This window comes from Cellvibrio sp. QJXJ, from assembly GCF_024452345.1.
Taxonomy (GTDB): Bacteria; Pseudomonadota; Gammaproteobacteria; order Pseudomonadales; family Cellvibrionaceae; genus Cellvibrio.
This window is the reverse complement of sequence record NZ_CP101662.1, coordinates 4,511,004-4,524,254: the sequence shown is the minus strand read 5'-3', so window position 1 is coordinate 4,524,254 and position 13,251 is coordinate 4,511,004. Positions and strand designations below refer to the sequence as shown.

Genomic DNA, 13,251 nt, shown 5'->3' with positions numbered 1-13,251 from the left:
GCGCCTGTGATAACTTGCCCGCCCCGCTAGTAGGAACACTTTCCATGACAATCCATACCGCTATGACGATGAACTGGCAAATCAGCCCGCTTAACCGCGCCAACGAAGCAGACATTCAAGCGCGCATCGACCAAAAAACCAAACCTTTGGGTGCCCTTGGCCAGCTTGAACAGCTAGCCATGCACATTGCGCTGGTGCAGCAGAAAGCGCGCATCAGTATTGAGCGCCCATTGATGTTGGTATTTGCAGGCGACCATGGCATTGCCGAAGAAGGGGTGAGCATTGCACCGAGCAGTGTCACCCAACAAATGGTGCTGAATTTTTTAGCAGGCGGCGCGGCGATAAATTGTTTTTGCCGCACCAACCATTTACCACTCAAGGTGATCGACGCGGGCATTAAATACGAAATCAAACCCGCACCTTCGGCGTTAATTGTGCAACGTATTGCCGCCGGAACGCGCAACCTCGCGTTTGAAGCGGCGATGACTCACGCGCAAGCCGAACAGGCATTATTTCTGGGTAAAACCATCGCGGAGCAAGAAATTGCGGCGGGTTCGAATTTATTGGCCTTTGGCGAAATGGGCATCGCCAATAGCAGTTCAGCGGCGGCAATTTTGGCCGCATTGAGCGGTGCCCCCGTCGCCCAATGTGTGGGTAAGGGCACGGGCATTAACGATGAACAGTTAGCGAAAAAAATCGCACTGGTGAGTCAGGGGGTTGCGCGTATTGCGGATAAATCCCCTTTGAATGTACTCGCGGAAGTAGGTGGTTTTGAAATCGCCCAAATTTGTGGTGCCATGCTCGCCACGGCGCAGGCGCAAAAATTAATTCTGGTGGATGGTTTTATTGTGAGCGCTGCGGCACTACTCGCGGTTCACTTTAATCCGAATGCACGCGACTATATGATTTTCGCCCACAAATCCGAAGAGGCCGGGCATCAATTATTGTTGCAATTATTAAACGCACAACCGTTACTGGATTTGGGTTTGCGCTTGGGTGAAGGCACAGGTGCCGCGCTCGCATTACCACTCATTCAAGCGGCGACCAGTTTTTATAATCAAATGGCAACCTTTGAAAGCGCTGGTGTAACGGTTTAAAAAATTACGATTCACTGCTTCGATCTCTCAAGAGGCGGAGCAGATAGCCCTGCAAGACTGTCGGAGACAGGGACGTCGACGACAAGCCTACATGGATGTATTCACGGCGTGTCTTGCAGGGCTATCTGCTCCTCCGACACGCGACCAGGTTTTATGAAAAAACAACTCAATTTATTTTTCCTCGCACTGGGATTTTTCAGCCGTATTCCCATGCCAGCGTGGGTTGAATATTCACCGGAATTACTCAATCTCTCCAGCCGTTACTACACCGTGGTCGGTTGGTTATTGGGCGCGTTGGTAGCAGGCGTTTACGTCGCGGCGAGTCAGGTTTTTTCCACACCTGTCAGTATTTGGTTGGCGATGGTTTTTAGCTTGCTGCTCACCGGTGTATTTCACGAAGACGGCCTTGCCGATACCGCCGATGGTTTTGGCGGCGCGTTTGTGCGTGAGAAAAAATTATTGATTATGAAAGACAGCCGCATTGGCAGTTATGGCGCCGCTGCATTGGTGATGGCGTTGTTGGGTAAATATCTATTGCTCGCAGAAAGTCACACTGTTGCACTGAGCTTGTTAATGGCTTACGCGCTCTCGCGCACACTCGCGGCCAGTCTAATTTTTACCATGCCCTATGTGGCCGATGAAGACAGCAGCAAAAGTAAACCCCTTGCCAATAATCAATCAAAAACCGATTTTTTAATTCTCGTAATTACCGCGCTACCCATTTTTTTACTGCTGCACTGGCAAGCAGCAAGTGCATTAATCATTGCATTGTTAATACTGCGACAATTAATAAAAATGTACTTTATGCGGCAGATTGGCGGTTACACCGGCGATTGTTTGGGTGCGGCGCAGCAAGTGAGTGAACTGCTGATTTATGCGGTGCTGTTGTTGTGTGGCGTGGCTAGCGCAAAATATCTACCAGGATTTTTATTATGATCACCTTGGTATTGGGTGGCGCGCGCTCGGGTAAATCGCGTTATGCGGAACAGCTCGCCAGTAACAGTCAGCTGCCGGTGCTGTATATTGCTACCGCCACCGCACTGGACGAGGAAATGAGCGCGCGTATCGCGCATCACCAAACACAGCGCCCCAGCGAGTGGGCGCTGTGTGAATGCCCATTGCAGCTGGCAGAAACACTTGCCTATGAAAGCCAAAAACCGCAATGCATTTTGGTGGACTGTTTAACGCTCTGGCTTAACAACCAACTCTTTCACTACCCGCAACAGGATTTCTCCCTGCTGTTTAAACAGCTAATCGATTCACTGCAGAACAGTCAGGCGCAGATTATTTTTGTCGCCAATGAAGTGGGCTTGGGCATTATTCCGCTCGGCGAAATCAGTCGCCAATTTGTGGATGAAGCAGGTCGGCTAAATCAAGCACTGGCACAACGCGCAGACACCGTCTTTTTTATCGCCGCTGGTTTGCCCCTGCAATTAAAAGGCGATGCTGTATGAGCAATCGCCTTATTACCCTAATCCGTCATGGCAAAGTCGATGGCCCCGCTGCACTCTATGGCCGTACCGATATCGCATTGAGTGATGCTGGCCGCACAGATTTACAGCGCGCCCTTAGGGCAATTCATCAACAAACCGCAATCGACCAAATTGTCAGCTCACCCTTACAGCGCTGCGCGAGCGTCGCACAAGAATTTAGTGCGCAATATGAATTACCGCTGTTGATCGAACCGGATTTGCAGGAAATGAATTTTGGCCGCTGGGATGGTATCGCTTTTGATGCCTTGGGCGATGAATGGGACAAGCTCGCACGCTTTTGGGATTCACCCGCCACCGCGCAAGCGCCCGAGGGTGAAGCGCTGCAAGATTTTGCAGCACGCGTAATTAGTGCCTGGCAGCAATTAATTTGTAGCTCTACCGCAGCGCACCAAGTGATTGTCTGCCACGGTGGGGTAATCCGCATTATTATTGCGCACATTTTAAAACTGGATGTGGGCACACCCAGTTTGTTTCAACAATTGCAGATAGATTACGCAAGCCAGACGCGCATAAGCATCGGCAACTATGATCAAGCGCAACCAGTAATCAACCATATCGGTCTTAAAACCTAATGCGCGCTCAAAAGTGAGAGCAGCCTTATCTATCCAGATGTAATGGAATTTTTTGTGAACACAACAGACGATCAAATTAATCAACCCCTCCCCGATCATAACCAAAGTTTGGTTACGCGCACCCTGCATGAGTGGAAACAACTCGCGCTAATGGGTGCACCAATTTTAATTGCGCAGTTGGCACAAATGGCCAATGGGGTAATTGATACCGTAATGGCCGGTCACGCCAGCGCTGAGGATTTAGCCGGTGTAGGTATTGGCACCAGCCTATGGGTGCCAGTGCTGTTATTTTTTGCGGGAGTATTGGGCGCAATGCAGCCTACTATTTCCGGCCATCGCGGGGCGCAGGAATTTGACAAGATCATGCCCGCCACCTGGCAGGGGATTTATATTGCATTAGTGGCAATGCTATTGATGATTGCGGTGTTAATTAATATGCAGCCGCTGCTCACCATTCTGCAATTGGATGCAAAAACCAACAGTATTGCGGTAGGTTATTTGGATGCATTTGCCTGGGGTGTGCCTGCATTATTACTCCTCACCGCACTGCGCGGCCTGACCGATGGACTGGGTCATACTGGCGTGATTATGGCGTTCTCATTATTAAGCACCTTACTTAATTTGCCGCTCAACTATATGTTTATTTACGGCGCGGATTTGGGTGTTATACAAATACCCGCGCTGGGTGGTATCGGCTGCGGCTGGGCAACCAGCATTGCCAACTGGAGTGCAACATTGGCACTGCTAGTATATTTAAATCGCAGTAAAACCTTTGCGGCATTTCATTTACTCAGTGGCTGGGCCGCGCCGCAGCTTGCGGTTATCAAACGTTTATTAAAGCTCGGTTTGCCCATTGGCTTTACCAGTTTTATTGAAGTAAGCATGTTCTGCATGATCGCACTTTTTCTGGCGCCACTGGGTGCCACAACGGTGGCAGCGCATCAGATTGTATTGAATTTAGTTTCATTGTTTTTTATGTTGCCGCTGAGCTTGGGTATTGCCATTACCCTGCGTGTGAGTTTTTTAGTGGGCGCCACTGATTACAGCGAAGCGCGCCTATTAGCGCGTAGCTCGCTACTCTTGGCACTGGGTGTAGGTTGTACCAATGCCAGTATTTTATTTTTGGGACGCGATTGGTTTGCCAGCCTTTATACGTCTGACTTGGCAGTGCAAAAAATTGCAGCAGATTTATTTTTATTGGGCGCGTTATTTCAAATTGCCGATGTAATTCAAGTGACCATGATTAATGTGCAGCGCGGTTACAAGGACACCAAAATACCCATGTTGATTATGCTGCTCGCGTTTTGGGGAATTTGTTTGCCGCTGGGTTTTGCACTGACATTTAAAGACTGGCTAACGGATGAACCCATGGGCGCCGCCGGGTTTTGGACAGCGTTAATTGCAGGTTTAATCTGTGCAGCCATACTTTTAACGCGGCGCGTATTTTATTTTAATCCGCAGCAATTCCGGCACACTTAAAAAATGCCCTAAAAACAGCTGCACTCAAATACAATCCTTGAGTGCAGCGATTGAATCCAACACCCAATCAGGTTGCACGTCGGACTGGGCAAAATAACTTTCGCGAAATTTACCGGTTTTTACCAAACACCCCCGCATCCCCATTTGCTGGGCGCCGCCCACGTCGCTGTCGATATCATCACCCACCATTAACGTCTCACTCGCTGCCACACCGGCGGAGTCGAGAATCAATTGGAAAAAATCACGATTGGGTTTGCCCATAATGAGCGCCTGTTTACTGCACACATACTCAAGACCAGCGACAAAAAAACCGATGTCAGCTTTTAAACCATCGCTGGTTTGCCAAAAGCGGCCTTTGTGTAGCGCGATTAATTCGGCGCCGCCGTGCATGGCATTAAACAAGCGATTGATTAATTCCAAATCCCAGCGCTCACCTATATCGCCGAGTACCACATAATCCGGTTGCTGTTCATCGTGAATAAAATCGCTGAAATCGGTTTGGATGGCACTGGCGACCAGCGGCCAAATGCGCAACGGCCTGCCCGCTTGTTGCTGCAATTTTTCCAGCGCGATGCGCGCAGCAACGGGCGCACTGATCAACTCGTCATCGCCCAACGCAAATCCCATCGCGCGCAATTGATCAATTAATTGTTGTTGGGATTTGGTGGTGGTATTGGTGAGAAAACGCAGCGCAATACCCTGCGCACGCAAGGTAGCAAGGCACTCGATCGCGCCGGAAATGGGGCTGTCGCCCACGTAGAGGGTGCCATCCAGATCGAGTAGAATTAATCGAGGTATAATATGCATAAGCCGCGCTCCCTGATGCTGAATAGTTTAACTATAGCGCCGTTTACTTCAGTAAATACACTAACGCCATTCAGCCTAATACTTCAATGCAATTTTTTATTCACCACCCGCAATATTTCTTCTGACAGTTTTGGGTCGTCCACGGCGCGCGCAATAACTTGTGCACCGACCAAGGTGGCCAGTGTTAATAGTGCCTGTTCGCGTTTGGCGGCTTCAGTTTTCGTGGCGGGCAATAAATTCATCATGGCGCTGAGCAGGCGATTAAAACTTTGGGTAAATGCCTGCTTAATTGCTGGCGATTGACGCGCTGCATCTGCCCCGAGCGCGGCCATCAAGCAACCGCTACCGGGATTATCGCGGTGCCCGATCGATAGATAGCGTGAAATATACGCTTTGTATTTCGACCCTTTTGTTGTTGCACGTGCCGCCTCGCCCTGTGCCAAAAGCTCATCTACTGCATAAGCACAGGTCTGCGTCATTAAATCTTCTTTTGAGGTGAAATGGCCGTAAAAACCACCATGGGTTAGGCCTACTTTTTTCATCAGATCGGCAATGCCGATGCCATCAAAACCTTTTTCACGAAATAATTGCGCAGCGGTATGCAAAATTTTTCCGCGATTTTCTGCTGCTTGTTCTCTGCTGACTCTCATAGCGTTCCTCTTAGGGTTAAACCAGCCATGGATAAAATCTGATTGACAGTATACATGACGGCCATCATATAATTTATAAATGACGATCGTCATGTAAATTAAACTGAGGAATAACCATGAGCCAGCCAACCCGCATTGTGATTACCGGAATGGGCATAGCCTCTCCACTGGGCTGCGGCATTGAACCTGTATGGCAGCGGTTGCTTGCGGGCAGATCCGGCTTGCGTCGCCTGCCAGATGACATGGTTAGCGACTTACCTGCCAAAGTGGGCGGTGTGGTTCCCACGATTGAAGAAGATGCGGACGCGGGTTTGAATCCGGACGCCATCGTCAGCCCCAAAGACCAACGCAAAATGGATCGCTTTATTTTGCTCGCGCTCGCCGCCACTGAAGAAGCCCTGCAGCAAGCGCAGTGGCAACCCACAACAACCGAACAGCAAGAGCGCACGGCGACTATTATCGCTTCTGGAGTTGGTGGTTTTCCGGCGATTGCTGAGGCAGTGCGTACCGCAGACGCGCGCGGCACTCGCAAATTATCGCCCTTCACCATTCCCTCGTTTCTGGTGAATTTGGCCGCAGGACATGTCTCGATTAAGTACGGATTTAAAGGGCCATTAGGTGCGCCGGTGACGGCCTGTGCGGCCGGTGTGCAAGCAATTGGCGATGCCGCGCGCATGATTCGCGCGGGCGAAGTGGATGTGGCGATTTGTGGCGGTGCGGAAGCCTGTATCCACACCGTAAGCCTCGGCGGTTTTGCGGCAGCGCGGGCGTTATCATCGGCTTTTAATGATGAACCGACTCGCGCATCGCGCCCCTTTGATCGCGACCGCGATGGTTTTGTCATGGGCGAAGGTGCAGGCATTTTAGTCATTGAATCACTTGAACATGCCCTGGCGCGCGGAGCAAAACCCATTGCTGAAATTGTCGGCTACGGCACCAGTGCCGATGCTTACCATTTAACGTCCGGGCCGGAAGATGGCGATGGCGCAAAACGCGCGATGGAAATAGCCATCAAACAAGCGGGCATAACACCCGAGCAAATCCAACACCTCAATGCGCACGCGACGTCCACTCCTGTGGGTGATAAAGGGGAGCTTGCTGCAATTAAACGCGTATTTAAACTCGACAGTGGTGGCGAGGGAAAAATCGCCGTGACTTCCACCAAATCCGCCACCGGTCATTTGCTCGGCGCCGCGGGTGGGATTGAAACTATTTTTACAGCGCTGGCCTTACGCGACCAAATGATCCCTCCCACCTTGAATCTCGAACATAAGGACAAGGCGGCAGAGGGCATTGATATAGTTCATGGCAGCGCGCGTGCGGCCGAGCTTGATTACGCCATCTCCAACGGCTTTGGTTTTGGTGGCGTAAACGCCAGTATTTTGTTAAAGCGCTGGGTGTGAGCCGCGCGCCTCAAGGCGTATACTGCGCACTCTTTTTTGCTGCAATTGTTGAGGAACTCGCATGTCGAAGTTTTGGAGTCAGGTGGTGCGCGAACTGGAGCCTTATGTGCCCGGGGAGCAACCGCAAATTGATGGTTTGATCAAGTTGAATACTAACGAGAGCCCCTACCCGCCCTCGCCCAAAGTCATCGACGTGATTAACCATGACACCATCGACCGTTTGCGCCTCTACCCGGACCCCAATTCCAAAAAGTTGAAGAACACCATTGCCACTTATTACGGTGTGACCGCCGAGCAAGTGTTTGTAGGCAATGGCTCGGATGAAGTGCTGGCACTCTTGTTTATGGCATTTTTCCAGCAAGATAAACCACTGCTGTTCCCCGACATCAGCTACAGCTTTTACCCGGTGTACTGCAAATTATTTGGCATTGATTATCAAACCATCGCCCTGCGTGATGATTACACCATTAATTTTGCCGATTACCCCCAAGCCAATGGCGGTATTATTTTCCCCAACCCCAATGCACCTACCGCGATTGGCAAACCGCTGGCGGAGATTGAAGCGCTGCTGCAGCAAAATACTGAATCAGTCGTTGTTGTTGATGAAGCCTATGTGGATTTTGGTGCGGAAACAGCAATCAAATTAGTCGATAAATATCCCAATTTATTGGTGGTGCAGACGCTGTCCAAATCCCGCTCACTGGCAGGTATGCGCGTAGGTTTGGCAGTGGGCCATAAGGATTTAATCGACGCACTGGATCGCGTAAAAAATTCATTTAACTCTTACCCACTCGATCGCATCGCTGAAGCAGCGGCAGTGGTAGCGTTTGAGGATGAAGACTATTTCGCTCGCTGTCGCGACCAGATTATCGCCACCCGCGATTGGACAACAACTGAATTGGAGAAACTTGGATTCAGGGTACTACCATCGCAAGCCAATTTTGTATTTGCCGAGCCGCAAGGCAAAAGCGCTGCTGACCTCGCCCAGTATTTGCGCGATCACAAAATTCTGGTGCGCTACTTTAACAAGCCGCGCATCAGTCAATTTTTGCGCATCACCATCGGCACCGACGAGCAAATGCAGGCGCTGATCGATGCGTTAAAAAAGGTTTGCTAGGTACACGCAAACCAGCAACAAAGGCTTTTTAATCTCCCCCAGCCCCTCTTTTCCAAAGAGGGGAGTCAAGCTCCTCCCTTTGAAAAAGGGAGGTCGGGAGGGATTTAAAACAACTTAAGTGAACAGCATTAGGCTTTTTTGTCAGAAAAATACTCAGGAAGGCTCGGTGATCTGCGTGGTTTTAATCACAAAGTAGCGATCCATTCCCGTCCACTCTAACAACTGCGCGACATCTTTATTGCAATTGCACAGGCTAATAGCTTCGCGCGCCGAACGTTTTCGCTCTTTAAATAATAACAACATACCCAAGCCTGTCAGGCTCAGTGCGGGGGTGTCGCTGAGGTTAAACTCAAATTCTTCGACGCCGGCATCTGCCGTACCTTCCAAAAGACGCGCCCATTCTTTGCGCAGATCGTTGTCGATACAACCGTGAATATTTACACGCAAGCCGCGACCATTATTGATGGGAATCCAATCCAGTGAAGCAGAATCGGAAAAGGTAATGGCGCTTGCACCGGCGCTGGTTTTTTTTACGGCAGGCTTGGCTGTAGCTGGTTTAGGTTTAGCCGTGCTCCCCGTACGCGCAGGTGTTTGCGGCGCTGCTGATGAGCGCGCAACAGAAGCAGATACAGCTGGCTTGCTCACCTTGGGCACGGAGCGATCAACCCAGCCTTCGGGAACCAGATCATCCCAACTACTCGGTGCAACACCCTCGCCTACCACATCATCAATTACCTTTCCGCTCAAACGCTTGGCGCGCGCCTGCTCGTCTTCGGCGCGAACCACTTTACGCTCACCCACGAAAGGAACCTGATGTCGCATGACGACCTTACTCCGGCACAAAGCCATAAAAAACAAGGAACAATAAACTGAGAATAATAAAACTAACGCTCAATTAAATTTTAGATCAGCACTTGATAAAAGCGAACTTAGGCGACGGTAAAACTAAGCCTGCGCACCGCCAGTCATACAGACAGATAAGTTGCGATACTGAGCCTTCTTTTTAGATTACTTATGAAAACATAGTATTGGCATATTTTTCATCTTATTAACAATAATGCGCGCCACCTTTGGGAAGATTGGAAACACTTTGGCGTCAAAATAAACCAATCGTAGGTTAATTTTTGAGTGTCCTTTACAGGGCAGGTTTAATTATCATAAAAAAGGATGTGTTTAGGCACTTTTGTTGTAAAGTGCTGATTCACGTTAGAAATTTGGGAAATGCAGGCCCCGGAAGAGTGGCCAACAGTTAGGTTTTTAGTGACACAGCGCCAGCCTGTAGAAGTGGCCAGAAGTTCAGACACACTAAATCGCGAGACGATCACCCAAATTGAGCAAATATGCCGAATAGCGAATCAACGCAGTCGAAACACACTGCCGTCGAGTTGATTAAGAAGTTCCAACGACTTTTTACCAACCTGAATCACAAACAAATTGCCGAGCGCTTGGTGAAGTTGGTTATTGCCAAACACACCATTCAGCGGGTTGCTTTGCTCGTCGCTCGCGACGGCCATGTGTATGTTGAGGCGATTGCCAATCGCACTGGCGCGCAGACATCTATTGATGCAATCGCCACCTCACTCAGCCGGATTAAAAACCTACCCTCTGCTTTTATTCATGAGACCTTTGAACAGGGCCAACCCCTGTCCTTGAGCCGCAGTGCCATGAGCGGCCTGATTGGCAAAACCATTCCCGTCGATACCCAGTCCTGCCTGTTGCATCCCATCTGCGAAAACCAGAACACCATCGCGGTGTTTTACATGGAGTCCCAAGGGGATTTGCATGGCCTGCAACAAACGGTGCAGCAATTGGATACGGTGTGGACCTTCAGTTCGCTCCTGGTTCGCCAGATGATCGACATGTGGCAACACGAAGAACAGGCAGAGCGCTTTCGTTTAGCGCAACAGGCACTCTGGGCAAGCGAAACCTACCTGAATGCGATTTTGAACCACTCGCCCGCGTTGATTTCGGTAAAAGATCTGGATGGCAATGTAGTGCTCGCCAGTGAGCACTACAAACAAATGGCCAACGTCGATGACAGCGGTTTTGTCGGCAAAAATGTGTTTGACGTCTACCCCAAAGATGTCGCCCAATCCATGTGGGAGATCGACCTCGCTACCAAAAAGACCCAGCAGACCTACGAGGTTGAGCTGGATCTGATGCACAAAGATGGCACCCAGCACACTTACCTGCTGGTGAAATTTCCGCTGCGTGATAAAGAACACAATGCCTTTGGCGTATGCACTATTGGCACCGATATTTCCGAGCGCAAACTGGCCGAAACCGCGCTGCGCGAACAGCAGTCGCGCCTTAACTACATGGCGTTCCACGACTCGCTCACCTCCCTGCCCAACCGCTCGCTATTTTACGACCGCATCTACCACGGTTTAGCCCGTGCCCGGCGCGCCAATTCGCGGGTAGCGCTGATGTTGCTGGACATCGACCGCTTTAAAAATATCAACGATAGTCTCGGCCACGACGCCGGCGACATATTGCTCAAAGCCATCGCCACCCGCCTCAATGAAGGGGTGCGCGATATGGATACAGTTGCGCGCTTGGGCGGCGATGAGTTTGTGGTGGTATTGGAAGGTATTCACGATATCGACGATGTGGTGTTTGTCGCCAACAAACTACTCAGTACCCTGTCGCGTCCAATTGAAATTAGCGGCCACAGTATTTCCACTACCGTTAGCATCGGCGTAAGCCTCTACCCTGATGACGGTGAAGACACCGATGAGCTGCTGAAAAATGCCGACATCGCGATGTACAAAGCGAAAGAAGCAGGCAAGAACAATTGCCAGTTTTACACCAAGGGCATGAACGCCACGGCGGTCAATTATTTGCTATTGGAAAACGATTTACGCCGCGCCGTTGAGCAGCAGCAATTAACCCTCTACTACCAACCACAGGTGGATTTAAAAACCGGCGAGATGACCGGCGTAGAGGCACTGGTGCGCTGGCAACACCCGGAGCGCGGCATAGTATCACCCGCCCACTTTATCCCACTGGCGGAAGAGACCGGCCTGATAGTACCGATTGGTGAGTGGGTATTGCGCGAAGCCTGTCGCCAGCAGCGAATCTGGCTCGACGCAGGCAAATATGTGGGCAAGATTGCGGTAAACCTTTCACCGCGCCAATTCCGCCAGAAAAATTTTCCCGGCAAAGTGGAGGCAATCCTCAGCGAAACGGGGTTGGATGCCCAGCATCTGGAACTGGAAATCACCGAAAGCTGCGCCATGGAGCACGCCGGAGAAACCATTAACCAGCTCAACCAGCTCAATCAAATGGGTATGTTTTTAGCCATCGACGACTTTGGCACCGGCTATTCATCGCTCGCCTATTTGCAGCGCTTCAAGGTACAGAAACTCAAGATTGATCGCAGTTTTATTAACGATATTCACGACGACGCCAACGATGCCGCTATCGCCAAGTCCATTATCGGCCTGGCGCACAACATGCAGATGCGGGTGGTTGCAGAAGGGGTAGAAAACGAGAACCAAGCCGAATGGTTGCGCAATATGGGCTGCGATCAGGCGCAAGGCTTTTTCTACGCCAAGCCCATGACCGCCAAACAACTGGAAAGCCACTTCCGCAACGGCCGTTTTTACTTCGACGGCACCGTGGTGCGCCTGGAAAAACACCTGCGTGAACAGCAGTTAAAGGTGGGCGCCTAAGCGCCCGCACTAATCAGCCCTTACCGCGCGTTTTATTGGCGTTGGGGCGCGCGTTTTCTTCCACAAAAGCCACAATCGCATCAGCGATGTCTTTATGAGTCGCGCCTTCAATACCTTCCAAACCGGGCGATGAATTTACCTCCATCACCAACGGCCCACGCGCAGAGCGCAGCAAATCCACACCCGCTACTTGCAAGCCCATGGTTTGCGCCGCTTTGATGGCTGTACGCCGCTCAGTAGGAGTTAGCTTAGCCAGTTTGGCCGAGCCGCCGCGATGCAGGTTGGAGCGGAACTCACCTTCGGCGGCAGTGCGTTCCATGGCGGCCACAACTTTTTCGCCAATCACAAAACAGCGCAGGTCGCTGCCGTTGGCTTCTTTGATAAATTCCTGCACCAAAAACTCGGCGCGCAATTCGCGAAAGGCTTCGATCACACTCTCCGCCGCCTTCTGCGTCTCCGCGAGCACTATGCCGCGCCCTTGGGTGCCTTCGCAGAGCTTTAACACCAGCGGTGTACCACCAACCAGCTTAATCAGCTCCTTCGCGTCATGCACGTTGTAGGCGAAGCTGGTTTTGGGTAGGCCCAAACCCTTGCGCGAGAGCAATTGCAACGCGCGCAACTTGTCGCGCGAGCGGCCCAGAGCGATGGACTCGGTCAGGCAATACACACCCATCATTTCAAATTGGCGAATCACTGCCAGCCCGTAATGGGTTACCGAAGCGCCAATACGCGGGATTACCGCGTCAAAATCCTCCAGCTGTTCGCCCATATACCAAATAGCGGGGCTGTCAGAAGCGATGTCGATATAGCATTTCAGAATGTCGATTACGCGCACTTCATGGCCACGTTTGGTACATGCCTCCACCAAACGACGCGTGGAGTAAAGGCGACGATTGCGCGACAAAATAGCGATTTTCATAGGGATCCTGAAGGATATTGATCAAGTAAGGGGAGGCACC

The 13,251-nt window shown here is 50.9% G+C and carries 12 protein-coding genes; 8 read left to right on the top strand and 4 right to left on the bottom strand.

What is annotated here, in order from left to right:
• Nucleotides 1-44: 44 nt before the first annotated feature.
• The 5 genes from cobT (at nucleotide 45) to NNX04_RS19575 (ending at nucleotide 4,641) form a co-directional block, all read left to right on the top strand.
• A complete protein-coding gene (cobT, locus tag NNX04_RS19595; RefSeq protein WP_232283099.1) occupies nucleotides 45-1,097 on the top strand; it encodes a nicotinate-nucleotide--dimethylbenzimidazole phosphoribosyltransferase in 1,053 nt (350 codons plus the stop codon).
• Between the two features lie 153 nt (nucleotides 1,098-1,250).
• Nucleotides 1,251-2,033: an adenosylcobinamide-GDP ribazoletransferase gene (locus tag NNX04_RS19590; RefSeq protein ID WP_261946902.1), complete on the top strand. Its 783-nt coding sequence runs from the start codon at nucleotides 1,251-1,253 to the stop codon at nucleotides 2,031-2,033.
• Nucleotides 2,030-2,551, top strand: coding sequence for a bifunctional adenosylcobinamide kinase/adenosylcobinamide-phosphate guanylyltransferase (gene cobU / locus NNX04_RS19585; RefSeq protein WP_261946901.1), 522 nt, complete (start codon nucleotides 2,030-2,032; stop codon nucleotides 2,549-2,551). Before NNX04_RS19590 ends, cobU begins: the two co-directional genes overlap by 4 nt.
• Nucleotides 2,548-3,162, top strand: a complete 615-nt coding sequence (gene cobC, locus NNX04_RS19580) for an alpha-ribazole phosphatase family protein (protein ID WP_261946900.1) — start codon at nucleotides 2,548-2,550, stop codon at nucleotides 3,160-3,162. Before cobU ends, cobC begins: the two co-directional genes overlap by 4 nt.
• A gap of 54 nt (nucleotides 3,163-3,216) precedes the next feature.
• Nucleotides 3,217-4,641: an MATE family efflux transporter gene (locus NNX04_RS19575; protein ID WP_261946899.1), complete on the top strand. Its 1,425-nt coding sequence runs from the start codon at nucleotides 3,217-3,219 to the stop codon at nucleotides 4,639-4,641.
• A 24-nt stretch (nucleotides 4,642-4,665) separates the two neighbouring features.
• Here NNX04_RS19575 and NNX04_RS19570 read toward each other — a convergent pair whose 3' ends face one another.
• Entirely contained in the window at nucleotides 4,666-5,448 is a 783-nt protein-coding gene (locus tag NNX04_RS19570; protein ID WP_261946898.1) for a TIGR01458 family HAD-type hydrolase, read from the bottom strand.
• 83 nt (nucleotides 5,449-5,531) lie between these two features.
• Nucleotides 5,532-6,098 carry a TetR/AcrR family transcriptional regulator gene (locus NNX04_RS19565; RefSeq protein ID WP_261946897.1) on the bottom strand — a complete coding sequence of 189 codons (567 nt, stop codon included), beginning with the start codon at nucleotides 6,096-6,098 and terminating at the stop codon, nucleotides 5,532-5,534.
• 116 nt (nucleotides 6,099-6,214) lie between these two features.
• Between NNX04_RS19565 and fabF the strand changes: the two genes are divergently transcribed.
• Entirely contained in the window at nucleotides 6,215-7,501 is a 1,287-nt protein-coding gene (gene fabF / locus NNX04_RS19560; protein ID WP_261946896.1) for a beta-ketoacyl-ACP synthase II, read from the top strand.
• Between the two features lie 61 nt (nucleotides 7,502-7,562).
• Complete coding sequence (gene hisC / locus NNX04_RS19555) at nucleotides 7,563-8,618, top strand: histidinol-phosphate transaminase (RefSeq protein WP_261946895.1); 1,056 nt, start codon at nucleotides 7,563-7,565, stop codon at nucleotides 8,616-8,618.
• 153 nt (nucleotides 8,619-8,771) lie between these two features.
• Here hisC and NNX04_RS19550 read toward each other — a convergent pair whose 3' ends face one another.
• Nucleotides 8,772-9,440 carry an STAS domain-containing protein gene (locus tag NNX04_RS19550; RefSeq protein WP_261946894.1) on the bottom strand — a complete coding sequence of 223 codons (669 nt, stop codon included), beginning with the start codon at nucleotides 9,438-9,440 and terminating at the stop codon, nucleotides 8,772-8,774.
• Nucleotides 9,441-9,958: 518 nt separating this feature from the next.
• Here NNX04_RS19550 and NNX04_RS19545 point away from each other — a divergent pair.
• Nucleotides 9,959-12,292 (top strand): putative bifunctional diguanylate cyclase/phosphodiesterase, encoded by a 2,334-nt coding sequence (locus NNX04_RS19545; protein ID WP_040392860.1) that lies wholly within the window; start codon nucleotides 9,959-9,961, stop codon nucleotides 12,290-12,292.
• A gap of 13 nt (nucleotides 12,293-12,305) precedes the next feature.
• Here the strand turns inward: NNX04_RS19545 and rimK are convergent, their stop codons facing one another.
• On the bottom strand, nucleotides 12,306-13,211 hold the full coding sequence (gene rimK / locus NNX04_RS19540; protein ID WP_261946893.1) for a 30S ribosomal protein S6--L-glutamate ligase: 906 nt from the start codon (nucleotides 13,209-13,211) through the stop codon (nucleotides 12,306-12,308).
• Nucleotides 13,212-13,251: the final 40 nt, after the last annotated feature.

Coding starts and splice junctions, on each gene's coding strand:
- rimK (WP_261946893.1), bottom strand. CDS start 13,211: ATGAAAATCGCTATTTTGTCGCGCAATCGTCGCCTTTACTCCACGCGT.
- fabF (WP_261946896.1), top strand. CDS start 6,215: ATGAGCCAGCCAACCCGCATTGTGATTACCGGAATGGGCATAGCCTCT.
- NNX04_RS19550 (WP_261946894.1), bottom strand. CDS start 9,440: ATGCGACATCAGGTTCCTTTCGTGGGTGAGCGTAAAGTGGTTCGCGCC.
- NNX04_RS19545 (WP_040392860.1), top strand. CDS start 9,959: ATGCCGAATAGCGAATCAACGCAGTCGAAACACACTGCCGTCGAGTTG.
- NNX04_RS19565 (WP_261946897.1), bottom strand. CDS start 6,098: ATGAGAGTCAGCAGAGAACAAGCAGCAGAAAATCGCGGAAAAATTTTG.
- NNX04_RS19590 (WP_261946902.1), top strand. CDS start 1,251: ATGAAAAAACAACTCAATTTATTTTTCCTCGCACTGGGATTTTTCAGC.
- cobU (WP_261946901.1), top strand. CDS start 2,030: ATGATCACCTTGGTATTGGGTGGCGCGCGCTCGGGTAAATCGCGTTAT.
- cobT (WP_232283099.1), top strand. CDS start 45: ATGACAATCCATACCGCTATGACGATGAACTGGCAAATCAGCCCGCTT.
- hisC (WP_261946895.1), top strand. CDS start 7,563: ATGTCGAAGTTTTGGAGTCAGGTGGTGCGCGAACTGGAGCCTTATGTG.
- cobC (WP_261946900.1), top strand. CDS start 2,548: ATGAGCAATCGCCTTATTACCCTAATCCGTCATGGCAAAGTCGATGGC.
- NNX04_RS19570 (WP_261946898.1), bottom strand. CDS start 5,448: ATGCATATTATACCTCGATTAATTCTACTCGATCTGGATGGCACCCTC.